Annotated in this window: 26 protein-coding genes; 16 read left to right on the top strand and 10 right to left on the bottom strand. The window is 63.3% G+C overall.

The features are described 5' to 3' along the window. Positions 1 to 23: 23 nt before the first annotated feature. Positions 24 to 1,358: a cytosine permease gene (locus B7Z76_RS10530; protein WP_291343801.1), complete on the top strand. Its 1,335-nt coding sequence runs from the start codon at positions 24 to 26 to the stop codon at positions 1,356 to 1,358. A gap of 55 nt (positions 1,359 to 1,413) precedes the next feature. Here B7Z76_RS10530 and B7Z76_RS10525 read toward each other — a convergent pair whose 3' ends face one another. Further along, complete coding sequence (locus B7Z76_RS10525; protein WP_174503004.1) at positions 1,414 to 2,193, bottom strand: class II aldolase/adducin family protein; 780 nt, start codon at positions 2,191 to 2,193, stop codon at positions 1,414 to 1,416. Between the two features lie 59 nt (positions 2,194 to 2,252). Continuing rightward, complete coding sequence (locus tag B7Z76_RS10520) at positions 2,253 to 2,846, bottom strand: isoprenylcysteine carboxylmethyltransferase family protein (RefSeq protein ID WP_291343799.1); 594 nt, start codon at positions 2,844 to 2,846, stop codon at positions 2,253 to 2,255. Between the two features lie 120 nt (positions 2,847 to 2,966). Between B7Z76_RS10520 and soxC the strand changes: the two genes are divergently transcribed. The 11 genes from soxC to B7Z76_RS10465 all read left to right on the top strand — a co-directional run bounded on the left by soxC (position 2,967) and on the right by B7Z76_RS10465 (position 12,120). Next, complete coding sequence (gene soxC, locus B7Z76_RS10515; RefSeq protein WP_291343797.1) at positions 2,967 to 4,217, top strand: sulfite dehydrogenase; 1,251 nt, start codon at positions 2,967 to 2,969, stop codon at positions 4,215 to 4,217. Further along, on the top strand, positions 4,201 to 4,980 hold the full coding sequence (locus B7Z76_RS10510; protein ID WP_291343795.1) for a c-type cytochrome: 780 nt from the start codon (positions 4,201 to 4,203) through the stop codon (positions 4,978 to 4,980). The genes soxC and B7Z76_RS10510 overlap by 17 nt, the downstream gene beginning before the upstream one ends. A 31-nt stretch (positions 4,981 to 5,011) precedes the next feature. Further along, on the top strand, positions 5,012 to 5,335 hold the full coding sequence (gene soxX, locus B7Z76_RS10505; protein ID WP_291343793.1) for a sulfur oxidation c-type cytochrome SoxX: 324 nt from the start codon (positions 5,012 to 5,014) through the stop codon (positions 5,333 to 5,335). A 44-nt stretch (positions 5,336 to 5,379) separates the two neighbouring features. Continuing rightward, the gene (gene soxY / locus B7Z76_RS10500; protein WP_174502999.1) at positions 5,380 to 5,877 is read left to right on the top strand and encodes a thiosulfate oxidation carrier protein SoxY; all 498 of its coding nucleotides are present in this window, start codon (positions 5,380 to 5,382) and stop codon (positions 5,875 to 5,877) included. Between the two features lie 11 nt (positions 5,878 to 5,888). After that, positions 5,889 to 6,200 carry a thiosulfate oxidation carrier complex protein SoxZ gene (gene soxZ, locus B7Z76_RS10495; RefSeq protein ID WP_174502998.1) on the top strand — a complete coding sequence of 104 codons (312 nt, stop codon included), beginning with the start codon at positions 5,889 to 5,891 and terminating at the stop codon, positions 6,198 to 6,200. A gap of 54 nt (positions 6,201 to 6,254) precedes the next feature. Then, positions 6,255 to 7,094 carry a sulfur oxidation c-type cytochrome SoxA gene (soxA, locus tag B7Z76_RS10490; protein ID WP_291343791.1) on the top strand — a complete coding sequence of 280 codons (840 nt, stop codon included), beginning with the start codon at positions 6,255 to 6,257 and terminating at the stop codon, positions 7,092 to 7,094. Between the two features lie 14 nt (positions 7,095 to 7,108). Further along, on the top strand, positions 7,109 to 7,393 hold the full coding sequence (locus B7Z76_RS10485) for a hypothetical protein (protein WP_291343790.1): 285 nt from the start codon (positions 7,109 to 7,111) through the stop codon (positions 7,391 to 7,393). 62 nt (positions 7,394 to 7,455) lie between these two features. After that, positions 7,456 to 9,192 (top strand): thiosulfohydrolase SoxB, encoded by a 1,737-nt coding sequence (soxB, locus tag B7Z76_RS10480; protein WP_174502995.1) that lies wholly within the window; start codon positions 7,456 to 7,458, stop codon positions 9,190 to 9,192. After that, positions 9,189 to 9,626 carry a hypothetical protein gene (locus B7Z76_RS10475; RefSeq protein WP_174502994.1) on the top strand — a complete coding sequence of 146 codons (438 nt, stop codon included), beginning with the start codon at positions 9,189 to 9,191 and terminating at the stop codon, positions 9,624 to 9,626. Before soxB ends, B7Z76_RS10475 begins: the two co-directional genes overlap by 4 nt. 100 nt (positions 9,627 to 9,726) lie before the next feature. Then, complete coding sequence (locus B7Z76_RS10470; RefSeq protein ID WP_291343788.1) at positions 9,727 to 10,512, top strand: sulfite exporter TauE/SafE family protein; 786 nt, start codon at positions 9,727 to 9,729, stop codon at positions 10,510 to 10,512. A gap of 51 nt (positions 10,513 to 10,563) precedes the next feature. After that, positions 10,564 to 12,120 carry a hypothetical protein gene (locus B7Z76_RS10465; RefSeq protein ID WP_236656289.1) on the top strand — a complete coding sequence of 519 codons (1,557 nt, stop codon included), beginning with the start codon at positions 10,564 to 10,566 and terminating at the stop codon, positions 12,118 to 12,120. Here the strand turns inward: B7Z76_RS10465 and B7Z76_RS10460 are convergent. From B7Z76_RS10460 to B7Z76_RS10435, 6 genes are all read right to left on the bottom strand, one after another. Further along, the gene (locus B7Z76_RS10460) at positions 12,089 to 12,844 is read right to left on the bottom strand and encodes a sulfite exporter TauE/SafE family protein (RefSeq protein WP_174502992.1); all 756 of its coding nucleotides are present in this window, start codon (positions 12,842 to 12,844) and stop codon (positions 12,089 to 12,091) included. The two genes, B7Z76_RS10465 and B7Z76_RS10460, sit on opposite strands and share 32 nt — an antisense overlap. 18 nt (positions 12,845 to 12,862) lie before the next feature. Next, positions 12,863 to 13,252 (bottom strand): DUF302 domain-containing protein, encoded by a 390-nt coding sequence (locus tag B7Z76_RS10455; protein WP_174502991.1) that lies wholly within the window; start codon positions 13,250 to 13,252, stop codon positions 12,863 to 12,865. A 146-nt stretch (positions 13,253 to 13,398) separates the two neighbouring features. Then, positions 13,399 to 15,375 (bottom strand): phospholipase C, encoded by a 1,977-nt coding sequence (locus B7Z76_RS10450; RefSeq protein ID WP_291343785.1) that lies wholly within the window; start codon positions 15,373 to 15,375, stop codon positions 13,399 to 13,401. Positions 15,376 to 15,517: 142 nt separating this feature from the next. Next, complete coding sequence (locus B7Z76_RS10445) at positions 15,518 to 16,696, bottom strand: acetate/propionate family kinase (protein ID WP_174502989.1); 1,179 nt, start codon at positions 16,694 to 16,696, stop codon at positions 15,518 to 15,520. Positions 16,697 to 17,079: 383 nt separating this feature from the next. After that, a complete protein-coding gene (gene glnA, locus B7Z76_RS10440) occupies positions 17,080 to 18,513 on the bottom strand; it encodes a type I glutamate--ammonia ligase (protein WP_174502988.1) in 1,434 nt (477 codons plus the stop codon). A gap of 86 nt (positions 18,514 to 18,599) precedes the next feature. After that, positions 18,600 to 18,938, bottom strand: a complete 339-nt coding sequence (locus B7Z76_RS10435; RefSeq protein WP_012040513.1) for a P-II family nitrogen regulator — start codon at positions 18,936 to 18,938, stop codon at positions 18,600 to 18,602. Positions 18,939 to 19,227: 289 nt separating this feature from the next. On the opposite strand from B7Z76_RS10435, the gene B7Z76_RS10430 reads away from it, so the two are divergent. From B7Z76_RS10430 to B7Z76_RS10420, 3 genes are all read left to right on the top strand, one after another. After that, positions 19,228 to 20,403 carry an aminotransferase gene (locus B7Z76_RS10430; RefSeq protein ID WP_174502987.1) on the top strand — a complete coding sequence of 392 codons (1,176 nt, stop codon included), beginning with the start codon at positions 19,228 to 19,230 and terminating at the stop codon, positions 20,401 to 20,403. A gap of 76 nt (positions 20,404 to 20,479) precedes the next feature. Continuing rightward, positions 20,480 to 21,295 carry a carbon-nitrogen hydrolase family protein gene (locus B7Z76_RS10425; RefSeq protein WP_408736372.1) on the top strand — a complete coding sequence of 272 codons (816 nt, stop codon included), beginning with the start codon at positions 20,480 to 20,482 and terminating at the stop codon, positions 21,293 to 21,295. Next, positions 21,292 to 22,053, top strand: coding sequence for an NAD kinase (locus tag B7Z76_RS10420; protein WP_174502985.1), 762 nt, complete (start codon positions 21,292 to 21,294; stop codon positions 22,051 to 22,053). The genes B7Z76_RS10425 and B7Z76_RS10420 overlap by 4 nt, the downstream gene beginning before the upstream one ends. A 146-nt stretch (positions 22,054 to 22,199) precedes the next feature. Here B7Z76_RS10420 and B7Z76_RS10415 read toward each other — a convergent pair whose 3' ends face one another. Further along, positions 22,200 to 23,183 carry a malate dehydrogenase gene (locus B7Z76_RS10415; protein ID WP_174502984.1) on the bottom strand — a complete coding sequence of 328 codons (984 nt, stop codon included), beginning with the start codon at positions 23,181 to 23,183 and terminating at the stop codon, positions 22,200 to 22,202. A 96-nt stretch (positions 23,184 to 23,279) separates the two neighbouring features. Here B7Z76_RS10415 and B7Z76_RS10410 point away from each other — a divergent pair, with 96 nt between their 5' ends. Beyond that, complete coding sequence (locus tag B7Z76_RS10410; protein WP_174502983.1) at positions 23,280 to 23,867, top strand: regulatory protein RecX; 588 nt, start codon at positions 23,280 to 23,282, stop codon at positions 23,865 to 23,867. Between the two features lie 423 nt (positions 23,868 to 24,290). Here B7Z76_RS10410 and B7Z76_RS10405 read toward each other — a convergent pair whose 3' ends face one another. Continuing rightward, on the bottom strand, positions 24,291 to 25,229 hold the full coding sequence (locus B7Z76_RS10405; protein WP_174502982.1) for a LysR family transcriptional regulator: 939 nt from the start codon (positions 25,227 to 25,229) through the stop codon (positions 24,291 to 24,293). Positions 25,230 to 25,584 lie beyond the last annotated feature (355 nt).

The raw sequence follows: 25,584 nt of genomic DNA, 5'->3' as shown, positions 1-25,584 counted from the left end.
CAAACAACAGGGGCAAGGCGGGAATGGCCGAAGCGGGCACAATCACGGTCGAGACAAAAGGGATCGACAAGGTCACTCCGGACGAAACCCGCGGTAGCCCGCGCGCGCTGTTCGGGCTCTGGATGGCCGCGAACGTGGAGTTCGCAACCATTACCACGGGCGCGCTGGCAACCGGCGTATTCGGCCTGTCCGCGGTCGACGCAATCGCCGCAATCCTGCTCGGCAACCTGATTGGCGCCGTATTGCTGGGCATGTTCTCGACCTTCGGGGTGGAATACGGCTTGCCGCAGATGATCCAGGGCGCCGCATGGTTTGGCCCCCTCGGCAACCGGTTGCCGTCGTTCCTGAACTTCTTCGGCGGCTTCTCGTGGTTTGGCGTCAACACCATCATCGGCGGCTATGCTCTCGAATACATGCTCGGCACCGGGCTGATCCCGAACATCATTGCGCTGTGCGTGGTCCAGGTCGCGATCGCCGCGATCGGTCATGACCTCATCCATGCGGCGGAGAAATATTTCTTCTTCCTGCTGGTGGCGATCTTTCTGGTGCTCACCGCCTTCGCTGCCGGCCATGTCGGACATCTGCCGCCCGCCAACCCGAAAATGCTGAAGAATGTCGGTGGTGTGTCCGGTGCCTTTATCCTCACCACCTCGATCATCGTCGCCTATGTTCTCGGCTGGATTCCCTATTCGTCCGATTACACGCGCTACCTTCACCATACTGGCGACCGGTCGGTGACCGGTCGGGCCGTCTTCACCAACGCCTTTCTGGCAACCTTCCTTTCCTGCGTCTGGATGGAAGTGCTGGGGGCGCTGATCGGCGCAACCGTCGCACTTTCGAAACCGTCGGACCTGTTCACCCCCTGGATGCCGCACTGGTTCCACGCGCCGCTGATCATTGCCATCGTGGTCGGCACGATCAGTGCCAACATCATCAACATATACTCCGCGACACTTTCATCGCTGGCGCTCGGTTTCCGGCTCAAGCAATATCAGGCCGCGCTGCTGAGTGGCGCGATCGGCACCGCGATCTCGGTTCTTGCCGCCACCCATTTCATCAAGAGCTACGAGAGCTTTCTGTTTTTCCTGGGATATTGGACCGCCCCCTGGATCGCCGTCACGATGCTGTCGCATTACACGCGCCGGCACAGCCGGATAAGCGGGGTCAATGCCGCATTTACCGCCTGGATCGCCGGCATTGCCGCAAGTGTTCCGTTCTTCAACCAGTATCCGCTCTTCGTCGGAAGTTTCGCGGCAACTCATCCGGGGTTTGGGGATATCTCGTTTGCGGTTTCCGCCCTGGTGTCTTGTGTCGTGTATTTCGCACTGACCGCAAGGGTAAGAACTGCTGCTGCTTGATTTCGAATCTGCGTGATTTAGAGCATTTTCCAATTCGTCGGGATCGGAAAATGCTCTAGCTCCGGTAGTCGCCGTTTCCTTCGATGAGACGAAGGGCGGATTGCCATGCCATCTCGTAATGGGCCATGCGGTTTGCCTCGTCCATGTTGAACTGGGCCGCGGTATGCTCGCAAACCTCGCGTGGCGGGATTACCAGCTTGGCGCCGCCCGACATCGCGGCCACCTGCGCCTGGCAGGCGCGCTCCAGGAAATAGATCTCGTGGAACGCTTCGGGAATGCTGCGCCCGCCCACCAGAAGTCCGTGATTGCGCAGGATCATCGCCTTGTTCTGGCCGAGATCGTGCACGATGCGCTCACGCTCGTCGAGATCGAGTGCGATGCCCTCGTAGCCATGATAGGACAGGCGGCCATAGAATTTCATCGCATGTTGGCTGATCGGCAGGAGCCCCTGTTCCTGCGCTGCGATCGCGATGCCGGCGGCGGTGTGGGTATGCACGACACAGACGAGGTCGGGCCGGGCGATGTGAATGGCGGAATGGATGGTGAAGCCGGCCTGGTTCACGCGTTTGGCCGACATGCCCGGCGTTTCGACGCGGTTGCCGTGGAGGTCGATCTTCACGAGGTCGGAGGCCCGCATCTCATGAAACATCACGCCGTAGTCGTTGATGAGGAAATGATGTTCCGGGCCGGGCACGCGCGCGCTGATATGGGTGTAGATGAAATCGGTCATCCGGAAATGTGCGACCAGCCGGTAAAGAGCAGCAAGGTCGCAGCGGATCTGCCATTCTTCGGCTGATATTCCATCAGGCGGATTGATCTTTGTCGTCACGTTCATGGTGGTGGTCCTCCCTCGGTCGGCAGGGTCGGGGCAATTGCCGTTTGCGTCAAGTAAATTCAGTGGCGTTTTGGCAGTAACGGCAAGAGCATTGGCACTCTGGCGCGGTAGTCCCGATAGGCCTCGCCGTAGAGGCGCAGAAGGTTTCGTTCCTCGAAGCGGATGCCGATGAGGAGGTAGACCGTTGCGGCGGCTGCGGTGGCAAGGCGGAATGGCGACGTTGCAAGCCCCCAGACGATCAGGAGCAGGCCGAGATAGAGGGGGTGGCGCACCAGCCTGTTCATCCCCCCGATCGCCAGTGGTTCGGGCGGAGAGGCGCTGTCGGGCTTGCCGGCCCGGAACTGGGCAAGGCCGGTAAAGCGGGCGAGATCGTAGTTCCGGCCTGCCAACCCGACGACAATGGCGCCCGCACCTGCCGCGATCCAGCCGGGCAGGATGATTTCGCGCGGCAGGTTGAAGGCATGATCGGGGAACAGGAGCCGGCCGATCGCCAGCACCAGGGCGAGATGTGCCGCGGCGATCAGGTTATAGGCCAGGCGGTCGCCGCGCCCGGCGAGTTGCAACAGCAAAGCCCGGCCGCCGGGCGCTGCCAGGTAACTGTGCCCCGCGCCGAAGCTGGCCCAAAGCAGCATGTAGGAGAGGATGGCGATCATGATCCTGCACCATATTTATTTTCTGTTTGACATATTCAATTTACTATATGAATGTCGGTTTGACAGAAAAATATCGCTCCTGACGCCCAATCAGGAAGAATTTTGCTGCTGCGAGGGGAAATGTCCAAAACCGATCGAAGGGGCCTTTTCAGGCTCGGCGCCGCTTTTGGTGCGATCGCCACAGCCGCTTCCACCGGCGCTCGCGCGGCTACGGTCGCACCGCCTGCTGACAATGCCTGGTCGAATGCGCTGGGTGCGGGCGTCGACTCCCGCCCTTACGGCAGGCCGTCGCGCTTCGAAAAGAACGTCATCCGTCGCTACGTGCCGTGGCTTTCGCCAACCAGGAACGCGGATGCGAGCTTCACGCCCTTGCAGGACCATCACGGAATCATCACCCCGAATGGCCTGTTCTTCGAGCGCTACCATTCGGGCCGGCCCAGCATCGACCCCAAGGACTACCGGCTGATGATCTCCGGCCGGGTAAAGCGGCCGCTGCTGCTGACGCTCGATCAGCTGATGCGATACCCCTCGGTATCGCGCATCCATTTCATCGAGTGCCCCGCCAATGGCGCAACCGAATGGCCGGCGGCGCAGCTCAATTCGCTGCAGTTTACCCACGGGATGATCGGGTGTGCCGAATGGACGGGGGTACGGCTGTCGACCCTGCTCGACGAGGCGGGGCTGCTGCCCGACAGCCGCTGGATGCTCGCCACCGGATCGGATGGCGCGCATATGGATCGCTCCCTGCCGATGGTGAAATGCCTCGATGACTGCATCGTGGCCTGGGGGCAGAACGGGGAGGCGATCCGCCCCGAGCAGGGCTATCCGGTGCGGCTCGTCGTGCCGGGCTGGCAGGGCAATGTGAACGTGAAATGGCTGCGCCAGCTCGAGGTCGGGTCCGAGCCCTGGATTACCCGCGAGGAGACCAGCGAGTACAGCGAATTGCTGGGCGATGGAAAATCGCTCGGCTTTACCTGGGCGATGAATGCGAAATCGGTCATCACCTTCCCCTGCCCGGAAAGGTCGCTGACCGGCGGACCCGGCTTTTACCAGATCCACGGCCTTGCCTGGAGCGGCAACGGGCGGGTGAAGCATGTCGATGTCTCGCTCGATGGCGGGGTGAGCTATCATCGCGCCGCGCTGGACGGACCCGTTCTCTCGCGCTGCCTCACCCGGTTCACCTTCAACTGGCGGTGGGATGGCAAGCCGGCGCTCATCCAGTCCCGCGTGACCGACGAGACCGGTTATGTTCAGCCCACGATCGCACAGAAACATAAATTCTGGGGGCGTGATCCGGTTTATGAGAACAACTCCATCCAGACATGGCAGGTGCTGGCCGACGGGACGGTGAACAATGTCCAGCTCTCGTAAGGTTCTGCTTGCTGTCACCGGGTTTGCCGCAGCGATTGCGGCGGCCCGCGCGGGTGATGCACCGGCGCCATCCTACAAGGGAATCGTGCCGGCGGCGACGCTGGAGGTTTGGCGCGATCTCGGCACCGGCAATGGCGCGCTGACGCATTACAAGCCGGCGACGCCGCCAGGCCATTACGGCATCGGCACCGCGCCGACGATGCAGCAGATCGGCGGCTGGACCATCGCCGTGCCGCCCGACGGCTCCAATCTGCCGCCGGGCAGCGGCACTGTGGCTGCCGGCGAAAAGCTCTTTTCGAGCGATTGCGCAATGTGCCATGGCGGTTTCGGCGAGGGTGCGCACGGCTATCCGGCGCTTGCCGGTGGCGTCGGGTCGCTGGCGGGCGCTGCCCCCCAGAAGACGGTGGGCAGCTACTGGCCCTATGCGACGACGCTGTGGGATTACATCAACCGCGCGATGCCGTTCTACGCTCCGCACACGCTGAAGCCCGATCAGGTTTATGCGCTGACCGCCTTCATCCTCAACCTCAACGGCATCGTGAACGGCAAATTTGTCGCCGATGCGCAGAGCGTGAAGCGGGTGAAGATGCCCAACCGCAACTCGTTCAACTGGAAAGATCCACGGCCTGTCACGCATAATGCCGCCTGCATGAAGAACTGCGCGCCGCCCGGATCCGTCAGGATCACTTCGAGCGCGGCAAAGATGGGGCTGACTCCGCGCACCACCGGCCCGGTGGACGACATGAAGGGCAGCAGCAAATGAGGAGGGTGAAATGAAGCCTGCCACCATCCTGATGGGGCTGGCCGTCGCGGCGTCGCCCGCTGTCGTGCTGGCGGCCACGCCACAGCAGATCGCCGCCGGCGAGACGATCGCCACCACAAAATCGCTCGGCAACTGCGCCGCATGCCACAGTTTCGCCGGCGCGGTGGAGCCGGGCAATGTCGGCCCAACGCTGAAGAACGTGAAGGCAATGATGCCCGATCGCAAGACATTCTATGCGATCGTCTTCGACGAGCAGGCGCGAAATCCGCAGACGGTGATGCCCGCCTTCGGGAAGAACCTGATTCTGACACCGAAACAGATCAACGAAGTAATCGATTTTCTCTACACCAAATGAAGACCGAACTGCGCCGAAGCAGACAAGAGATGGGGAAACACACGATGATGACCGAACCACGCAAGACAGGGCCCGCACGCCGGACGGTGCTGCTGGGCGCCGCAGGGGCCGCGGCGGCGCTGGCAATGCCGCGCTCCGGCCTCGCCGCCGCTTCGGTGCCGGCGCCAAAGGCTTCGCTATGGCCCGAAGCGGCCTTCAAGGCGACCGTGCCCGATGCGGCGCTGAAGGCGTTGTGGGGCAGCTCCACTCTGGTCTCGACCGACCAGGTGAAGATGGAGGCACCGGATATCGCCGAAAATGGCGCCGTGGTGCCGATCTCCGTCGATGCGAACGAGACCGCCATTACCGGTGCTGCCCTGCTGGCGCGGCACAATCCGTACTCGCTGGCTTGTGCCTATGAAATTCCGGAGGGCACCAGTCCGGCCATATCGAGCCGCCTCAAACTTGCCCGTACCACGGAGGTCGTCGCGGCAGTGAAGGCGGGCGGCAAGCTCTACGCGACGTCGAAGCAGGTGAAGGTCACGCTTGGCGGGTGCGGCTGAGGAGAGGAACGATGGCACATCAGATTCTGGTTCACGCAACCACGTCGGGCGGGGTGACGACCGTCGAGGCGTTGATCAAGCACCCGATGGATTCCGGCTTCGTGAAGGGCAAGGACGGCAAGCTCATTCCGCCGCATTACATCGAGGTCGTCGAGTTCACCCACAAGGGCAAGCTCGTTCTGCGCGGCTTCTGGGGCCCCGCGGTTTCCAAGAATCCCTTTATCAGATTCTCTTTCAAGGGCGGCGCCTCGGGCGATCCCATCGGGGTTTCATGGGTCGATAACAAGGGTGAAACCGCCAACATGTCGGCGTCAATCATGTGAGCGAGGCGCGTCGGCATCCTCTGTGCCGGCGCGCGCGGCTGGGAGGAGCAGACAATGCAACGCACATCGGCGATGATCGTGGCTCTTGCAATGCTGACACTGGGTGCAGCACCCCTTGCAAAGGCCGGGCCGGCGGCGGATCTGAAGGCGTTCCAGGCCTATTTCCAGACACGTTTTCCAACGCTCGCGCTGCAGGATTACGTCGACGGGCCCTATAATTTCAGCGCCAACGACCGGGCGCAGTGGAAGCAGATACTGGAATTCCCGCCCTATTCCTTCGCGGTTGATGCCGGGAAGACGGCATTCGGGACGAAGTTTCCCGATGGTGCAGACTACGCCTCGTGTTTTCCGCTGGGCGGGATCGGCATTGCACAGGATTATCCGAAGTTCGATGAAAAGACCGGCAAGGTCGTCACGATCGGCATCGCCATCAATGAATGCCGCAAGCGGCATGGGCTGAAGCCGCTCAGCCTGACCAAGGGCGAACTCGCCGATATCGTCGCCTATATGACCTCGACCTCGGATGGCAAGCTGATCCATGTCGTTATTCCGAACGACAAGCGGGCCATTGCAGCCTATGAGGCGGGCAAGGAATATTTCTATTCCCGCAGGGGGCAGCTGAATTTTTCCTGCGCCAGTTGCCATGTGCAGGCAGCGGGCAAGCGGCTGCGGGGGCAGTATCTCGCGCCGGCGCTTGGCATCACGGCTTCTTTCCCCGTCTATCGTTCGAAATGGGGCGATGTCGGCACGCTGGTGCGGCGGTTCATCGGCTGCAACAGGAAGGTGCGTTCGGTGCCGGCGAAGCCGGATTCGGCGGCGTATCGGGACCTTGCCTATTTCCTCACGTACATGAGCAACGGCCTGCCGATCGCGGGCCCGGGGGCGCGGTCATGAAACGGATAAATTGTGTGCTGGTTGCTGCGACTTTTTGTCTTGGCGTTGCCCATGCCGCCGGGAAGGACGATGCGGCGCGGGCGATCGCCGCGGCGGCGGCGAAGATGAAGACCGCCGCGACGCTGGATGACCAGTGGACGCCGACGGTCGCTTCATTCAAAGCAGCCAAGGCGGCCGAGGCTACCGGCGATTACGCGAACGCCGAGGCAACGGCCAAACGGGCCGCGGCGCTGGCCGCCGCTTCGATTGCCCAGGCGCGCAGCCAGAAGCGCCTCTGGCGGAATGCAGTAACGCGCTAGAGCATCATCCGATCCATCAGGATCGGACAGCGCTCTAAGCCGGCCAGGCGGAGACCGAATGGATGACGATTGCACGACGCGCTCTTCTCACCGCTGCGGCCAGCACGTCGCTGTTGCCGCGGCTCGCCTGGTCGGCCGCCGATCCTTATGACGTGAAGATGAGCGGCGATGTCCGCATCATCCACCAGACCGACACGCATGCGAATGCAAGGCCGGTGCATTTTCGTGAGCCAACGCAGAATATCGGGGTTGGTCGCGCAGCAGGGCAGCCGCCGCATCTGGTTGGCGCTGCCTTCCTCGATTTTTATCACATGAAACCCGGCACACGGGATGCGCATGCCTTCACCTTCCTCGATTTCGAGGCGTTGGCGCACCGCTACGGGCGGCTTGGCGGGTTCGCCAGCCTCAAGACGGTGATCGACAATCTGCGCGCCGGTGCCGGACCGGGCCGCTCGATCCTGCTCGATGGCGGCGATCTCTGCCAGGGCACGGGGATTGCCAATCTCACCCGTGGCCAGAACATGGTGGCGCTCGGCAACCTTTTGGGCATCGATGCGATGACCGGGCACTGGGAGTTCACCTACGGGCAGGACGGGATCGAGGCGCTCATCAAGGCAATGCACGGCCGCTTCATCGCGCAGAACGTATTTCTCTCGGCGGAATCGCAGATGATGGGCGCGCCCGCCTTCGACCAGAAGACCGGCCGCGTGTTTCAGCCCTCTATCATCTGCGAGCTTGGCGGTTATCGCGTCGGCGTGATCGGCCAGGCTTTTCCCTATGTGCCGATCGCGCATCCGAGGAGGTTCACGCCGGACTGGCGGTTCGGCATCCATCCCGGCCGGATACAGAAGCTTGTCGATGAATTGCGCGCGGTGCAGAAGGTCGATGCCGTGCTGCTGCTCTCGCATAACGGCATGCCGGTCGATCTCAAGCTCGCTTCGCAGGTGCGCGGGATCGACGTCATTCTCGGCGGCCATACGCACGATGCGGTGCCGCATCCGGTTCCGGTAAAGAATCCCGGCGGCATCACACTGGTGACCAATGCCGGAACGGGGGGCAAGTTCGTCGCAATACTCGACCTCGAACTCACGAAAGGCCGGGTGAGGGACGTGCATTATCGGCTGCTGCCGATCTATGCCGATCAGGTGAAGCAGGACGCGGCGGTGGTGGCGGCGGTGGAAGCGCAGGAGGCGCCGCACCGCGCGATGCTCGATGAAAAACTGGCCGAGACGGAAACGCTGCTCTACCGGCGCAACAATTTCTACGGCTCTGTCGATCAGGTGATCATGGACGCGCTGCGGGCCGAAACCGGTGCGCAGATCGCCTTTTCGCCCGGCTTTCGCTGGGGCAATACGGTGCTTGGCGACCGAGCGCTGACGATGGGCGATCTGCTGGCGGAAACGGCCATCACCTATCCGATGGTGTACAAGCAGACCATGACTGGCGCCGAGATCAAGGCGGTGATGGAAGATGTCTGTGACAATCTCTTCAATCCCAACCCGTATTATCAGCAGGGGGGAGACATGATCCGGGTTGGCGGCATGAACTATGCCTGCGCGCCGGGGCAATCGATCGGCCACCGGATTTCCGCGATGGAGCTTGATAATGGCACCAAGGTCGAGGCGGCGAAACAATACACCGTTGCGAGTTGGGCCTCGGTGTCACTGCCGCAGACCGGCGCGCCGGTCTGGGATGTGGTGGCCCGGCATCTGCGCCAGGTGAAGACGGTGAAGCTGACGCGGCCCAACCGGGTCAAGGTGCTCGGGCTCGCCGGCAATCCGGGCTACGCTGTCCCATGAGTTCGCGCCGGAGGCTGTTCGGCGGTCTTGGCGTTGCGGCGGCGGCAATGGGTGTGAGCCGCGCTGCCGTCAACAATCCTTTTGCCACCCATCTGCTGGCGTTGCAGCTCTCGGATTCGGTGATGAGCAAGCAGCGTGAGGTTCTCAACAACGCCAATGCGGTGCTGAAGGTCTGGCCCGAGACGGCGTCGATCATCGTGGTGGCTTTCGGCCCAGGCGTGGAAATTACCTTTGCCGACTCACCGCTGCGCCAGCAGGTCGACAGCCTGATCGCGCAGAATGTCGAGTTCGACGTTTGCATGAACACGATCGAGACTCTGAAGCGCGAGACCGGCCATGTGCCGGTGCTGAACCCAAAGGCGCAGCAGGTTCCTTATGGCGTGCCGCGGCTGATGGAACTTGCTGGCAAGGGATACGTCATCGTTCGGCCCTGAAGCGGCTGCGGGGTGTATTCTTGAAATCTGATATATCAGGGGCTAGACATATTCGCGAATAAGAATGTCTTGTGGCGTAACCCGCCAGGGGAGATTTTCCATGATCGAGACGGTTCTTGCCCTTGTATCCGGCAGCGCTGTTGGCTTCACGCTGGGGCTGATCGGCGGGGGTGGCTCGATCTTGGCGACCCCGCTGATGCTTTACGTCATTGGCCTGGCACCCCATGTCGCGATCGGCACCAGTGCGCTCGCGGTTTCGGCCAATGCCTTTGCGAATTTTGGCGGCCACGCCCGCAAGGGCAATGTGCGGTGGCGGAGTGCTGCCATTTTCGCGGTGCTTGGCATTGTCGGCGCCGCGGCCGGTTCCACCCTCGGCAAGACGTTTGATGGCAAGAAGCTGCTGTTTCTTTTCGCGATCCTGATGATCGCGGTGGGGTTGGTGATGCTTCGCCCCCGCAAGATGGCCGACCGCGAGACCGGGCCGCCTGAACGGCTGAACATGACCGGACTGCTGGCGGTAGCGGTTGCGGCACTCGCGGTCGGCGTGCTGTCGGGTTTTTTCGGCATTGGCGGGGGCTTCCTGATCGTTCCTGGCCTGCTCTTCTCGACCGGGATGCCGATGATTTTCGCGATCGGCTCCTCGCTGCTCTCGGTCGGCAGTTTCGGGCTGACCACAGCGGTAAATTATGCGGCCTCCGGCCTTGTGAACTGGGCCGTTGCCGTGGAGTTCATCCTGGGGGGCGTGATTGGCGGGCTCCTCGGCACGCGCCTGGCGATCCACCTCGCGGGGCGGCGCGACGCGCTCAACCGGATTTTTGCCGGGCTCGTTTTCGCCGTGGCGGTCTATATGCTTTACCGCAACGCGGCCTCATTCGGGCTTGCGTGATCTGCCTGAAAGATTAACCGAGCCTTCACTCTGCCGTGTCAAACTCCTGTTATGAACTTTGCCGCAGCGGATGGAGCGATCGACCTCATCGGTATCTATCGTGATCTCCATGCTGCCGATCCCCGTCAGCCCGGCATCGTCGCGGCCTATGCGACGGCGTTGCTGGAGGGAGGAGATCCTGAGGCGGCGTGCGCCATTGCCGGTGCGGCCACCGATACCGCAGATCCCGGCGTCTTTCTTGTGCATGCGCGAGCCTTGCGTGCGCTGGGGAAGTTCGAACCCGCGGTGCAGGGCTTCGCCGCCGCGATCTCTGCCGGTGCGACGGGGGCGCCGGTGCTGGTGGCGCTTGGAAACTGTCTTGCCGAACTCGGGCGGCTTGAAGAGGCAACCACCTGGTTCGCGCGCGCTGCGCCAGATGATCCGAGCGGGCGAGCGCTTGCCAATCTGGCTTCGGCACGGGCCCGCCTCGGGCAGAATGCCCTCGCGATCGACGCCGCCCGAGCGGCGCTGCGGTGCAGTCCCGAACTGATCGACGCCCATCGCACGCTTGCCGTGCTGCTGGCCGGAAGCGAGCCCGAATCGGCCGCGGCGCACCGCGAGGTCGCGTTCCGGAATGGCCCTGTATTTGTCCGCCCGGGACCACAAGACGCATTGCGCGTGCTGGTACTCACCTGCCTCGCCGAAGCCAGCCTGCCCATCGAGCATTTGCTGCCGAATGCCCGCTACGCGCTGACCGACTGGTTCATCGATCATCCTGTGAACCATCTGCCCCACCTGCCGCCGCACGACCTCGTTTTCAATGCGATCGGCGAGGCCGAACTGATGCCGCCGCTGGATGGCGCGACAATCGGGTTTCTCGCCGGTGGACTTCCTGTGATGAACCGGCCCGAGGCGGTGATGCGCACCGGGCGTACGTCGCTGCCGGCGCTGCTCGCGGGGATCGACGGTCTTGTGGTGCCGCCGGTGCTGCGGGTTGCGGCTGGCGAGATTCCCGTCAGCATTGGTTTGCCGGCGCTTGTCCGGCCTGTGGGAACGCATGGCGGCCATGGATTGCGTCGCGTGGAGACCGCGGAGCAGCTGACGGCAGCGTCACACGAAGCCGGCGACAAATATCTCAGCCGTTTCATCGATTATCGGAGCGATGACGGCTATTATCGCAAATACCGGATGATCTTCGTCGATCGGCAGGTCTATCCCTATCATCTCGCGATCGGGCCGCACTGGATGGTGCATTACTGGACCGCGGGGATGGATCTCGATCCCGCGCGGAGGGCCGAGGAAGCTCGGTTTCTCGACGATCCCGTGACAGTGCTGGGTTCCGCAGCGTTCGAGGCGGTCAGCGCGGTGGGGCGCCGCCTCGATCTCGATTATGCCGGTATCGATTTTTCCATCCTTCCAGACGGGCGAGTTCTCGTCTTCGAGGCAAATGCCGCTATGCTGGTTCATCCTGAGCGGGAGGCGGAGTTTGCCTATCGCAATCAGGCCGTTCAGCGCATCCTCGACGCGTTCGCCGACATGTTGGAACGGCGCGCCGGCAGGGGGGATCATCGAGCACCTGCCGGTGATCCGGCTGAGGTCACGCAGCGCCCGAGATCGCTTGCCAGATGATGAACGCGCTGAGTGCGATCAGGCCGTAAAGGAACAGGGCGCGGAAGCGGTCAGGGTGAACCTTGCGTCGTAGTCGGGTGCCGAGCTTCATCCCGGCGAGGGCCGGCACGAGGGCGATGGCCGATATCTCCAGAGAGGTTGCGGGGAGCGCGCCGTGCCACGCCAGTCCGGCGCCGAGTGCGAGGGACGCCGCAGAAAAGATCAGCCCGAGCGCCTGGATCAGCGCGTCCCGCTCAAGTCCGAGTGCGGCGATATACGGAATGGTGGGAATGGCGAATACCCCGGTCGCGCCGGCGAGCAAGCCGGCGCCGAGGCCGGCCAGCGGCCCTGCCCACGGCTCAGCGCCGGGCGGCAGGCGCAGCCGGGGATGCATTAATCCCAGCAGCGCATAGACCATGAGAACGATGCCGAGGGCGACGACGGCGGGCCGTGCGTCATGACCGGTGATCAGTCCGGCGCCGAGCGGTGCGCCGATGAGGATGCCGGCCATCATCGGCCAGAACCGTGCGATCGCCTTCCCGGCGCCGCGATGGCTCAGAAACTGCCAGATATTCGTTACGAAGGATGGCACCAGCAGCAGCGATGCGGCCTCTGCTGGGCTGATTATGGCGCCCAGAACCCCCATCGTAATGACCGGCATGCCGAGACCGAGAATTCCCTTGACGATGCCGGCAAAGAAGAAGGTGAAGATCACGATCCCCAGGCGGGGCAGGTCAAAGCTCACGATGTGTGTATGCCGGATTCAGGCGATGTGATTCACCACGCTGCGCAGCATCTCGCGCACGGTGCCGGCCAGTCGGCCAAGCTCTGGGTTCTCGATCCCTTGCATCGAGGTCACCGGGTCGATCGCCGAAACTTCGACCGAACCGTCATCGTGCTGCTGGACGATGACATTGCAGGGCAGCATGGTGCCGACCTTGTCTTCAAGTTTCAGCGCCTCGTGCGCCATGCGGGGGTTGCATGCGCCGAGAATCCGATAGGGCCGGAATGGTGTGCCGAGTTTCACCTGCATGGTCGCCGCCACGTCGATGTCGGTAAGAACACCGAAGCCTTCGGCGCGCAGCGCTGCGACCGTCGCGGCAACGGCGTCATCGAACCCGAGATCGGTGACTTTGGAGATGTGATAGCTCATCAGGGGGCTCCCCGGCCAAGGTAAGGAACCAGACTATCACCCCGTGACTCGTCATATGGCAAGCCGTCCATAAAATTCATCCGATCGGACGATGATGCCCGATCGGATGATGCTCCAAATACAAAACCTGGCGATAAAGTTTGCGCTCAGGCGGACGGATTGGTCTTGGGCAGCGGATTGAAGTCGGCCGGGATTTTTGTATGGATTCCCTTGGCGATATCAGTCGGCACGATGCCATCCACTTTGCACCCGTTGCCGCCGAATTGCGGCAGGGTCTTGAGATCGTGGGCGGGGATGATCGCGTAACCCGGCGGCAATGCACGAGCCTTGCCTTCGAGCCGTGCCGGGTCGAACGCGCTCATCAGGTCAGAGGTGTCGGGTGTGATCGCGTCTGCCGGACCGACATTGGCCTCGCCGAATTCCTTCTGGCCAAGGCGGCGACCTTTCATCTCGTCCGGCAGGCGGGCGAGCGGCGTCAGGCCGAACACCTTGTCGACGAACTTCACGACCGATGCCTGGCTGCCCACCGCGTGCGAGATCTGATGAACCCGCGCATAGGGCGAAATGACGATGAGCGGCACGCGCGGGCCGAAGGTGAGCGGCTTGTGATCCGGCCCTTCGATGACCACCGGCGGCGGCACATGGTCGTAATCTCCTTCGGAGTCGTCCCAGGTGATGATGATCGCCGCGTGCTTCCAGTATTTGCTGCTGGCGATCGCGTTGACCGCACGGGCGACAAACGCCTCGCTGATCTGGGCATCCGAATAGGCGGGATGATCATCGTCGCCGACGAAGTTCTTGCGGGCCTTGGCGTCAGGGTTGTCCGGGGTCAGGCCCATGTCGTTGCGGAAGCCGCCCTTGAGATAGAAGACGCCGCCCGAAGCCGGCAGGGTTGAGGTCCGCAGCGCAGTATAGAACGCCGATGCGCCGTGCAGGTGATCGCGCTCGGCCGGGTTGTTGGCGACGTATCCGAAATATTGCGGGCCGTTATGATGGGTGATGTAGGCTGCATGCATGCCCTGGGCGTCGGTGGGGCCGGCATGCTTGTCGCCGGCATCCTTGCCATAGCCTTCTTCGTACCATCCCCAGCCGACCGGCTTCTGGCCATGTGCCGAGAGATAGGCAACATCCTGCCGGACGTCCGCCAGATCGGTATCCGGAGCGGTGTCGCGCGCGGTTTCGCCCTTGATGGCCTTTCCTGCGGTGGTCAGCGCCAGCGAGGCATAGGTCTGGTTGATCTGCACATGCGTGCCGTGCGGGCTGGCGAAGTCGTGCGGATTGACCGGCACCGCTTTGTGCGGATCGAACGGTGAGCCCCAGAGCGGATCATCATCGGTGACGACCGGCACGCCGGCGCCTGCCTCGGAAATCTTGCCGCCGGCAGCATTCGTGGCCGTCGGTCCGCCCTTGTAGGTTCCGGTCGCCTCGCTCGGGTGTAGCGCCCACTGGGTCAGGCCGGTCTGCGCGGCGAAGATCGACAGGTTGCCGGGCGTCGAGGGGCCGGCAATGTCCTGAAAGACATGGTCGAACAGCACGAACCGGTCGGCGTAGCGCCAGAGGAAGGGCACCGTGTCGCAATCCTCGTAGGCCATCGCGAGTTCGCCGAACTGCTTCGCCTTCAGCGAGGGATTGCCGGTCGGCGAATATTTTTTCTCCTCGGTGACGGCGAACTTGTCCATCAGCGGCTTGCCGGCGGTGACGTCCATCTTGGCAACGATGCGGCCGTGCGAATGGTCGATGTCGTCAGTGTCCCACGCATATTGCTTGGGCCCGATGCGGAAGGGCGAGATGGTGGCAGCACTGCCATCGGTGTTGATCAGCGTCTGCACGAAGCCGCGGGTTTTCGCGGCCGGCTGCGAATAGAGCCCGTCAGCGCCGGGGAAGGTGCCGAAATAGGAGTCGAACGAGCGGTTCTCCTGATACAGCACGAACACATACTTGATCTTGCGGCGGACCAGAGCGGTCATTTCCGCGTCGCTCAGCACCGGCTGCGGCTTGTCCATCATCGTGCTGACAATGCCATGAGCGGCAGGCTGGGTGACGACTTCCTGGCCATTCGCGGCGAAGGCCGCGGCGCTGACGGCGACAAGCGCCGAGCAGGCCAGAAGGAATGCGCGTTTCATTCAGGAACTCCTTTGTTGCCAGGCCGCGTATCGCGCGGATCCACGGATGAATCGGCCGCGCCCGTCAGGCCGCAGCCGCCGCGGAACGCTCTAGACCAGAGGCGTTCGGCGTTGGATGACGTTTTGGTGGCAATCGAGCTGGTCAGCCACGCAGCAGGGCTGCGGCATGGCGCGCGATCATGGCTTCCTCGTCAGTGGCGATCACGCGCACCTCGACCGGTGAGGAGGCCGCCGAAATGACCGGCGCATGACGCCGGTTCGCGGCATCATCGATGATGATGCCGAAATGGCCCAGTCGGGTACAGATCTTCGCGCGGATTTCCGGCGCGTGCTCCCCGATGCCGGCAGTAAAGACAAGCGTTTCGAGACCGCCAAGAGCGATGGTCAGCGCAGCGATCTCGCGGGCGGCGCGATGGCAGAACAACTCCACCGCGAGACGGGAGTCGGGGTGTGAACTCGCCAGCAGCGTGCGCATGTCGGACGCCTCGCCCGAGACGCCCAACAGCCCGCATTCGTGATACAAGCAATGACTGATCGCGGCTGGGGCAAGCCCTTCCTGCTCGGCCATGTAAAGCACCACGCCAGGATCGATCGTGCCGGGGCGGGTTCCCATCATCAGCCCGTCCAGCGCGGTGAAACCCATGCTGGTCTCGACCGACCGGCCTTCCAGCATCGCGCAGGCGCTGGCCCCGTTGCCGAGATGCGCGGCGATCACCTTGCCGGCGGCGCGGGCAGGCGCTGCCGCGGCAAGCGCCCCGGCGATGTATTCATACGAAATACCGTGAAACCCATATCGGCGCACGCCGGCTTCGTGGTAGCGCGCGGGGAGGGGCAGGCGCGTTGCGACATCGCCCATCGTGCAGTGAAAGCCGGTATCGAAGCAGCCGATTTGCGCAAGGCCAGGCCGCAGGCACGCAATGGCGCGCACAGGTGCGAGATTATGAGGCTGGTGCAGCGGCGCCAGCGGCACGAGCGTATCGAGCGCCGCGACAACGGTCTCGTCCAGCCTGACGGGGGCGGCGAACTCCCGGCCGCCATGCACGATGCGGTGGCCGACGCCGGCAAGCCGGTCGCCGGCGAGGTGCGTATCGGCCCATTCCAGCAATGGCTTCAGCAGGTCTTCATGCGTCATGGTGGCCGCGTCGTCCCATCGGCGCTCGGTCACAAGCTGGCCGGCTGCGTCGAATCCCTGGAAATGCGGTGCCTCGCCGATCCGCTCGATGGTGCCATGGGCACGCCGCGACAGGCCGTTTTCGATCTCGAACATGCCGAATTTGATGCTCGATGAACCGGCGTTGAGAACCAGGACTGCTGTGCCCATCCGCGTATCTCTCCCGTCAGAGCACTTTCTGATCCTTTTGGATCGGATGTAGCGCTCTATCATATTGATAAACCGAACATCTTTATCTAATCGGATGTAGTGCTCTATCATATTGATAAGTCGAGCATCTTTATCCGATCAGATGATTCCATCTGATCGGATGATGCTCTAGCGATGATGCCTGGCTGTCCGTCAACTCTGCTGGACGTGGCCGCAACAGAATAGAGCCTCACCTGAACATAGGGAAACAGCTGTCGCCCTGCGGGAGCCCGGCTTCCGCGGGATGTGGACGTGTGCCTGCCGATACATGGTCGGGATGCAGGCAAAGAAAAAGCCGGCCCGCAGGTGCGGACCGGCTTCTGGATACGTGCAGTCGTTGTCGATCAGGCCGAGTAATACATCTCGAACTCGACCGGATGCGGCGTGTGCTCGAAGCGGTAGACCTCTTCCCACTTCAGCGCGATGTAGCTCTCGATCTGTTCCTTGCTGAAGACATCGCCGGCGAGCAGGAAGTCATGATCGGCGGCAAGGGATTCCAGCGCCTCGCGGAGCGAGCCGCAGACGGTCGGAATACCCTGAAGTTCTTCGGGGGGCAGGTCGTAGAGGTTCTTGTCCATCGGGTCGCCCGGATGGATCTTGTTCTTGATGCCGTCGAGCCCGGCCATCGCCATCGCCGCGAAGGCGAGATAGGGGTTCGCGGTCGGGTCGGGGAAGCGGACCTCGACGCGCTTGGCCTTCGGGTTGGTGGTGTAGGGGATGCGGCACGAGGCCGAGCGGTTGCGCGACGAGTAGGCCAGCAGCACCGGCGCCTCGAAGCCCGGAATCAGTCGCTTGTAGCTGTTCGTGCTCGGGTTGGTGAAGGCGTTCAGCGCCTTGGCGTGCTTGATGATGCCGCCGATGTAGTACAGGCAGAGCTCGGAGAGATCGGCATAACCATTGCCGGCGAAGAGCGGCTTGCCGTTCTTCCAGATCGACTGATGGGTGTGCATGCCCGAGCCGTTGTCGCCATAGATCGGCTTCGGCATGAACGTCGCGGTCTTGCCGTAGCTGTGAGCGACGTTGTGGACGCAGTATTTGTAGATCTGCATCTGGTCGGCCATCTGCACCAGCGTGCCGAACTTCGTGCCGAGTTCGTGCTGGCTCTGCGCCACCTCGTGGTGGTGCTTCTCGATCGGCAGGCCCATCTCGCCCATGGTCGAGAGCATTTCGGCGCGCAGATCGCTCTCGGAGTCGACCGGGGGAACCGGGAAATAGCCACCCTTCACCACCGGGCGATGGCCCATATTGCCTTCCGGGTAGTCCTTCATCGAGGAGCCGGGGCCTTCGATGCTGTCGAGCTGGTAGGTGCCGAAATTGCCGCCGGTGCCGAAGCGGACGGAATCGAAAATGAAGAATTCGGCTTCGGCGCCGAACAGGATGGAATCGCCGACGCCGGATGCCCGCACGTAGGCTTCCACCTTTTTCGCGGTTGAACGCGGGTCGCGCGAATAGGGAAGGCCGGTCGAGGGTTCGAGAATGTCGCAGAAGATGACCAGGCTCGGCTTCGCGGCGAAGGGATCCATCACCGCGGTTTCCGGATCCGGCATCAGGATCATGTCGCTCTCGTTGATGACCTTCCAGCCGGCGATGGACGAGCCATCGAACATGATGCCGTCGCGGAAGGCGTCCTCGCCCATGGTGGAGATGTGCTGGGCGGTGTGGTGCCACTTGCCGCGCGGATCGGTGAACCGCAGGTCGACATATTCGACCCCGTTCTCCTTCATCATGGCCATCACCTTGCTGATCGCATCGCCGCTACCGGCGGGCTTCTTCGCCATTGTCGTCCTCACTGCTGGTCATTGTGCGGGCCCGCCCCATGCGGACCCGCTCTCGTTGGGTTTGAGGGATGGATTGAAACAGAGGGTCAGATCGCCGCTTCGCCCTTTTCACCGGTGCGGATACGGATAACTTCCTCGATCGTGGAAACGAAGATCTTGCCGTCACCGATCCGCCCGGTACGCGCGGCGTTGGTGATGGCTTCGATCGCGCGCTCGGCAACGGCATCCTCGCAGATCACCTCGATCTTCACCTTCGGCAGAAAATCAACAACATATTCAGCACCGCGATAGAGTTCGGTATGGCCTTTCTGGCGTCCAAATCCCTTCGCCTCCATGACGGTGATGCCCTGAAGCCCGACCTCGTGCAAGGCTTCCTTGACCTCGTCAAGCTTGAACGGCTTTATGATCGCTTCGATTTTCTTCATCCGGTTCACGCCCGATCCGAGACGGGCACCTCCTTGTTACGGTTGATCGCGGCGAGCTGGTGCGCGCACCGGCCGGCAAAACCTGCTTTGCAGATATCATGCCAATGGTGCATGCATCATGCCAGTCGTGGATAAAAACAATGCCGCGTCCATTGCCTACAAGGGCGGCATGATCCATGCCTAAATAAACGGCAGTTATTGCCTGCAAATCAAGCCTGCCCCGCAAAACCCCTTGCCCTTCGGCCCCGCGCCGCGATAGTGCGAAATCCGTCATTCTGGAGAGACCCGCGTGAAATCGCCAAACCAACTGCTCGACAATATCGGCACGACCATCTTCACGGTGATGTCCGCCCTGGCCGTGGAGCACGGGGCGATCAATCTCGGCCAGGGCTTTCCCGATACGGATGGCCCGTCCGACGTGATCGAGGCGGCAGCCTCGGCCCTGAGGGACGGACGGAACCAGTATCCCCCGCTCACCGGCGTCGTCGAATTGCGCGAGGCGGTGGCCGCCGCGAACCGACGCTTTTACGGGATCGACGCCGACCCGGCGCGGGAGGTGGTCGTGACCTCGGGTGCGACCGAGGCGATCACCGCCAGCCTGCTTGCCCTGCTCAATCCGGGCGATGAGGTCGTGTTGATCGAACCTCTCTACGATACCTACCTGCCGGTGGTGCAGCTCGTGGGCGCTACCGCGAGGCTGGTGCGGCTCAATCCGCCCGACTGGGCGCTGCCGCGCGCCGAACTGGCGGCAGCCTTCGGCCCCAAGACCAAGCTGCTGCTGCTCAACTCGCCGATGAACCCGACCGGCAAGGTCTTCACCCGCGATGAGCTGGAATTCATCGCTGATCTTTTGGTGAAGCATGACTGTTATGCGGTTTGCGACGAGGTGTATGAGCATCTGATTTTCGATGGGTTGAAGCACATCCCGCTGATGAGCCTGCCGGGCCTGCGGGAGCGTTGCGTGCGCATCGGCAGTGCGGGCAAGACGTTCAGCCTGACCGGCTGGAAGATTGGCTACGTCACGGCGCCGGCGCGGCTCGCGGGGGTGATTGCGCGGGCGCACCAGAACCTTACCTTCACCACGCCGCCCAACCTGCAACGCGCGGTGGCGGTCGGGCTCGCCAAGGACGATGCCTATTTCGCGTCGCTCGCCTCGGATCTCGCGGCGAAGCGCGACCGGCTGTCGGACGGGTTGCGGCGGATCGGCTTCGGCGTGCTCCCGAGCCATGGCTCCTATTTCGTGACGGCCGACTTCGCGCCCCTCGGCTTCAACGGCGACGATGCGGATTTCTGCCGGCACATCACCGAACACGCGAAGGTGGCGGCCATTCCTGTCTCCGCATTCTACCCCGGCGAAGCGCCCCGCCATTATGCGCGCTTTGCCTTCTGCAAGCGCGAGGCGGTTCTGGACGAGGCCGTGGAGCGTCTCTCTGCCCATTTTGCCGCGCGGCGGGCGGCCGAATAGTCCGCTTGCCTGCTCACTGCACCTGGCGCACGATACGCCCATGCAGGAAGATACGCTTCGACTCTCCGTCATTCAAATGTCGCCGGGCGCCGACAAGGCCGCCAACATCGCCCAGGCACAGGGGTTGATCGATGCCGCCGTCGCCGCTGACCGGCCCGGCCTCGTGTCGTTGCCGGAGGTCTGGAGCTGTCTCGGCGGCGACCGGGCGGCAAAGATGCAGGCCGCCGAGGCGTTGCCGCCTTCCGGATCGGATGCCGCCGGCGGGCCGGCCTATGAATTCCTGCGCGAGACCGCCCGGCGGCACCGCCTTCATGTGCATGGCGGGTCGATCGGGGAACAGGGGGACGACCGGCTCTACAACACCACGCTCGTCTTCGACCCCGATGGGCGGGAGATCGCGCGCTATCGCAAGATCCACCTGTTCGACATCACCACGCCGGATGGGCTCGGCTACCGCGAAAGTGCGACCTATGGCGCCGGCGATGCCGTCGTGACCTGCCGGATCGGCGGTCTGACGGTGGGGCTGTCGATCTGCTATGACATGCGCTTTCCCGAACTCTACCTCGCCTTGCGCCGCGCCGGTGCCGACCTGATCATGGTCCCCTCCGCCTTCACCCTGCAAACCGGGAAGGATCACTGGGAGGTGTTGCTGCGTGCCCGCGCGATCGAGACCCAGTGCTGGATCGCTGCGGCGGCCTGCGTCGGGCCGCATCGCGATGGACGCGGCGAGACGCGCTTCACCTACGGCAACGCGTTGATCGCCGATCCGTGGGGCGGTGTCGTCAGCCGCGTTTCCGATGGGCCGGGCTTCGCCACGGCACGCATCGACCCCACCCGGACGGCACGGGTGCGGCGCGACATGCCGGTTCTCCAGCATCGCAAGCTCGCTTGACCCGCATTCATTTCGCGGCCGCGTCAACCGACCAGGCCCTCGCTGCGCGCGAGCGGCTGGTCGCACTCTACGGCGATGCGGCCCCTGATCAAGCCGAAGTCGTCGTTGCCCTCGGCGGCGACGGGCTGATGCTGGAGACGATGCACAGCATGCTGGAACGCGAGCTTCCGGTATATGGCATGAATTGTGGCTCGGTCGGCTTCCTCATGAACGACTTCGCCGAGGCCGACCTGCCGGCGCGCATCGCCCGCGCCCAATGCAACGATATCCACCCGCTTCGCATGCATGCGATCACCTCGACAGGGGCTGTCGAAGAGGCGCTCGCGTTCAACGAGGTGAGTCTGCTGCGGCAATTGCGGCAGGCAGCGAAAATCCGGATCACGATCGATGGCAGAGTGCGTCTCGCCGAGTTGATCTGTGACGGCGTGCTGGTATCGACCCCCGCGGGATCGACAGCCTACAACCTTTCGGCGCACGGACCGATCGTGCCGCTTTCGGCCAACCTCTTGCCGCTGACGCCGATCTCGGCGTTCCGGCCGCGGCGCTGGCGCGGTGCGCTGCTGCCCTCGGATAGTGAAATCCTGTTCGAGATCCTCGAATCCGAAAAACGGCCGGTGGCGGCCGTTGCCGACTTCACCGAGGTCCGGCGGGTGATTTCGGTGGCGGCGAGCGAGGATCGATCGGTTCGTGCCCGCATCCTGTCCGACCCCGATCGGGCCCTGTCGGAACGGATCATTCGCGAGCAGTTCACCGTCTGAGCCCGCGCGGGAAGGCCCCGGCACGCGCCGGGGCCCTTGAGTGTTGTCCGATCAGATGGAATTGTATGGTCGGATAAAGATGATTTTTTATCAATATGATGGAGCACTTTCCGATCCAAAAGGACCAGAAAGTGTTCCAGCCACAATCAGCCCAGCAGGTGCGCGATCGCCTCGCGCTCTTCCTTGAGTTCGTTCAGCGTGATGTCGAGCCGCGACTGGGCGAAGGCATCGATCTCGAGATTCTGGATGCGGGTCACGACACCGTTCTGCGTGGTCACGGGCACACCGAACATGATGCCTTCGGGAACGCCATAGCTGCCGTCCGACGCGATCGCCATCGACACCCAACGGCCGTTGGAGCCGACGACCCAGTCACGCACCTGATCGATCGCGGCATTCGCGGCCGAGGCAGCGGAGGAAGCGCCGCGCGCCTCGATCACGGCAGCGCCACGCTTGCCGATGGTGGGAATGAACACATCGCGATTCCACGCCTCGTCGTTGACGATTTCGGCGAGCTTGCGGCCACCCGCCTCGGCGAACCGGTAGTCCGGATACATCGTCGGCGAATGGTTGCCCCAGACGATCAGCTTGCCGACATCCCCGACATTCACGCCCGCCTTGGCGGCGAGCATCGAGGCGGCGCGATTGTGGTCGAGCCGGATCATCGCCGAGAAGCAGTCCGGCGAGAGGTCCGGTGCGGATTTCATCGCGATATAGGCGTTGGTATTCGCCGGATTGCCGACCACGAGGACGCGAACGGAGCGCTTCGCCGCCTCGTTGAGCGCGCGGCCCTGGACGGTGAAGATCTCGGCATTGGCGCCGAGCAGGTCCTTGCGCTCCATCCCCTTGCTGCGCGGCCGCGCACCGACGAGGAAGGCAATGTCGATATCCTTGAAGGCAACCTTGGGGTCGTCGGTCGCGACCATCCCGGCGAGGAGCGGGAACGCGCAATCGTCGAGTTCCATCATGACGCCGCCGAGCGCGCCCTGCATCTGCGGCAGGTCGAGCAGGTGGAGGATGACCGGCTGGTCGGGACCGAGCAGCGCGCCGCTGGCAATGCGGAAAACAAGCGCGTAGGCAATCTGGCCGGCGGCGCCGGTGACGGCGATGCGGACGGGGGACTTGGCCATTGGTTCACTCCTTGCTGGTGCGCCGCACTATCTCCCGCAGGCGCCGACGGTCAAGCAGTCTTCCGGTCTGCCACCCCCGCATGGCAGGATGCAGATATGTCCAAAGCCACCCGCAATGCGACAAGGCCACTGCCGAAGCCACCGGATGAGGCCACGCTGCGCGAAAGCGCCCTTGCCCATCTTGCCCGTTTCGCGGCAACGCAGGCAGGACTCGCCCGCGTTCTGAACCGCAGGATCGACCGCTGGGCGCGGGCCGCCGAAGGCGCCGGGCTTGAGGCCGAAACAATCGCGGCCGCGCTCCGCAAAGCGCGGGTTGCGGTTCCGGCGGTGGTGGACGCGCTCTCCGCGGTCGGGGCCGTCGACGATGCGGCGTTTGCCGATGGAAGGGCGCGCCGCTTGACCCGCCAGGGTAAGTCACGCCGGGCGACGCTGGCCCATCTTGCTGGGAAAGGAGTGGATTCGGCTCTTGCCGAGAGCGTGGTGCCGGAGGATCCGGCGCGCGACCTCGCCGCGGCTTGCGCCTATCTGCGCCGCCGGCGCCTGCCGCCCTTCGGTCCCGGCGAACGGGTGCGCGCCCTTGCAGCCCTCGCGCGCGGCGGCTTCGCCCGCGATATCGCCGAGCGTGCGGTCGATCTCGATCCGGACGAGGCGGACGCCGCGCTGTCAGTGCTGCGCCAGACCTGAGTTCGCGGTTGCCTGCACTGGCGGGTCTGGATAGGGCGGACGCGCGAGTCCCCCCATTCATCCCGCAGCTTCATGAAAGAAATGTGAAATTCGGCATGGTTATCGGGCAGCTTCCGGGCCATATCGCAATGCAACATGGTCGGGCGGCGACATTCTCGTGCCGGCCCGCCTTCGTATCTGGAGAGTGATTGTGCAGAAATTCATTGCCGTTGCATCATTGACGGTGGCATTGCTGGCCGGTTTCGGGTCGGCACTGGGCGGCGTTCGCCTCGCGCGTGCCACGCCCATACTCCCTGGCGAGCCGTCCCTCGCCCTTAGCAGCACCTATGGGCCGGTTCAGCTGAGCCTCATCAGGTCTGACCGGGAGCGTGAGATGGTCGCCCGCTGAGGGAAACCGCCACACCGCCATCCGGCGTGGCCGCTTCAGTCGAAGATCGGCGCATGAACGCCCGCCATCCCCGCTGTTGATTGCAGGAAGGGGGTCTTCTCCAGTTCTTCCTGCAGGAAATCGAGAATGGCCCTCGTGCGCGCCGGAATATAGCGGCGGGATGGCAGGATTGCGTGGATCTTCACGTTCATCGGCACGAAAGTGTCGAGCAGGGTAACCAGCCGCCCGGCGACGACGTCGTCGATCGTAGTAAGTCGCGGCAGGAGCGCTATTCCAAGCCCCGCCCGTGCGGCGCGGCGCACGGCCTCGCTCGAATCAACGTGGAACCGGCCCTGCACGCTCACCGTTTCCTCGATTCCATCGCGCGCAAACCGCCATTCCCTCTCGGCGCCGGGCCGGGTGTAGACGATGCATTCGTGCCGCAGCAGGTCTTGCGGTGTGTCCGGCGCGCCGCGCGCGGCGACATAGGCCGGTGAGGCGACGAGAACGGAGGCGGCCGTGCCCAGAACGCGGGTGATCACGCTCGCCTGCGTTGCCTCGACCACCGAAATCACAAGATCCAGTCCCTCCTCGATCAGGTCGAACGCGCCGTCGCGCATCTTGAGGTCGAGCGAGATTTCGGGATTGCGGGCGAAGAATTCGGGCAGCCTTGCCGCGAGATAGAGGCCGACAGCCGTGGGAACGCCGAGGCGCACCTGCCCGGTCGGTGTCTTCCGCGCGCTGCCCACGCTCGCGGTCGCGGCATCGACGGCGTCGGCAACCGCTTTCGCATGCTCAAGATAGATCTGGCCGTCCTCGGTCAGCGAGAGTCGTCGGGTCGTGCGCTGGATCAGCCTGACGCCCAACTGGTCTTCGAGAGCGGCGATCTGGCGTGAGATGACGGGCTGCGAAGTGTTGAAATCACGCGCAACGGCAGAAAACGACCCGCGTTCGGCGACCCGGATAAAGGTGTTGATAAGGGAAAGCTGGTCCATAGGGGGCCTCTGCTCGGGTCCTGGCGGATTTGCCACGGAAATCGTTGAACCCCGGCCATACCGGCTGCCGGGCGACATGAATATTTACATCATGTCATGGAAGCCCCTCATTTTCAGCGTTTCAACACAGTCGTACGACTTGATGGTTTCGCGGAGACACAGGGGGCATGCATACAGCATCCCGCCCCGTGCGGCATCATACTGGACATTGTGTAATCGCAACGGCCGCCGCGCTGAAGTTTGCCCTATATCATCGTGAGCTATGGCGGAATTTGGGTGACGCGGCGTGATCAGGCGGCGCGGCTCTGGGTGGCGTCGGATTGTGCGACGCCGTCGTTGAATCTGACGCCTTCGA

Origin of the sequence: Acidiphilium sp. 20-67-58, from assembly GCF_002255515.1 — a bacterium.
In the GTDB taxonomy this organism is placed as follows: domain Bacteria; phylum Pseudomonadota; class Alphaproteobacteria; order Acetobacterales; family Acetobacteraceae; genus Acidiphilium.
This window is presented reverse-complemented; position numbering and strand designations above follow the sequence as displayed.

Bases quoted from the DNA above. Each gene is read 5' to 3' on its own strand.
- B7Z76_RS10530 (WP_291343801.1), top strand. From the start codon at position 24: ATGGCCGAAGCGGGCACAATCACGGTCGAGACAAAAGGGATCGACAAG.
- B7Z76_RS10525 (WP_174503004.1), bottom strand. From the start codon at position 2,193: ATGAACGTGACGACAAAGATCAATCCGCCTGATGGAATATCAGCCGAA.
- B7Z76_RS10520 (WP_291343799.1), bottom strand. From the start codon at position 2,846: ATGATCGCCATCCTCTCCTACATGCTGCTTTGGGCCAGCTTCGGCGCG.
- soxC (WP_291343797.1), top strand. From the start codon at position 2,967: ATGTCCAAAACCGATCGAAGGGGCCTTTTCAGGCTCGGCGCCGCTTTT.
- B7Z76_RS10510 (WP_291343795.1), top strand. From the start codon at position 4,201: ATGTCCAGCTCTCGTAAGGTTCTGCTTGCTGTCACCGGGTTTGCCGCA.
- soxX (WP_291343793.1), top strand. From the start codon at position 5,012: ATGGGGCTGGCCGTCGCGGCGTCGCCCGCTGTCGTGCTGGCGGCCACG.
- soxY (WP_174502999.1), top strand. From the start codon at position 5,380: ATGATGACCGAACCACGCAAGACAGGGCCCGCACGCCGGACGGTGCTG.
- soxZ (WP_174502998.1), top strand. From the start codon at position 5,889: ATGGCACATCAGATTCTGGTTCACGCAACCACGTCGGGCGGGGTGACG.
- soxA (WP_291343791.1), top strand. From the start codon at position 6,255: ATGCAACGCACATCGGCGATGATCGTGGCTCTTGCAATGCTGACACTG.
- soxB (WP_174502995.1), top strand. From the start codon at position 7,456: ATGACGATTGCACGACGCGCTCTTCTCACCGCTGCGGCCAGCACGTCG.
- B7Z76_RS10475 (WP_174502994.1), top strand. From the start codon at position 9,189: ATGAGTTCGCGCCGGAGGCTGTTCGGCGGTCTTGGCGTTGCGGCGGCG.
- B7Z76_RS10470 (WP_291343788.1), top strand. From the start codon at position 9,727: ATGATCGAGACGGTTCTTGCCCTTGTATCCGGCAGCGCTGTTGGCTTC.
- B7Z76_RS10465 (WP_236656289.1), top strand. From the start codon at position 10,564: ATGAACTTTGCCGCAGCGGATGGAGCGATCGACCTCATCGGTATCTAT.
- B7Z76_RS10455 (WP_174502991.1), bottom strand. From the start codon at position 13,252: ATGAGCTATCACATCTCCAAAGTCACCGATCTCGGGTTCGATGACGCC.
- B7Z76_RS10450 (WP_291343785.1), bottom strand. From the start codon at position 15,375: ATGAAACGCGCATTCCTTCTGGCCTGCTCGGCGCTTGTCGCCGTCAGC.
- B7Z76_RS10445 (WP_174502989.1), bottom strand. From the start codon at position 16,696: ATGGGCACAGCAGTCCTGGTTCTCAACGCCGGTTCATCGAGCATCAAA.
- glnA (WP_174502988.1), bottom strand. From the start codon at position 18,513: ATGGCGAAGAAGCCCGCCGGTAGCGGCGATGCGATCAGCAAGGTGATG.
- B7Z76_RS10435 (WP_012040513.1), bottom strand. From the start codon at position 18,938: ATGAAGAAAATCGAAGCGATCATAAAGCCGTTCAAGCTTGACGAGGTC.
- B7Z76_RS10425 (WP_408736372.1), top strand. From the start codon at position 20,480: ATGTCGCCGGGCGCCGACAAGGCCGCCAACATCGCCCAGGCACAGGGG.
- B7Z76_RS10415 (WP_174502984.1), bottom strand. From the start codon at position 23,183: ATGGCCAAGTCCCCCGTCCGCATCGCCGTCACCGGCGCCGCCGGCCAG.
- B7Z76_RS10410 (WP_174502983.1), top strand. From the start codon at position 23,280: ATGTCCAAAGCCACCCGCAATGCGACAAGGCCACTGCCGAAGCCACCG.
- B7Z76_RS10405 (WP_174502982.1), bottom strand. From the start codon at position 25,229: ATGGACCAGCTTTCCCTTATCAACACCTTTATCCGGGTCGCCGAACGC.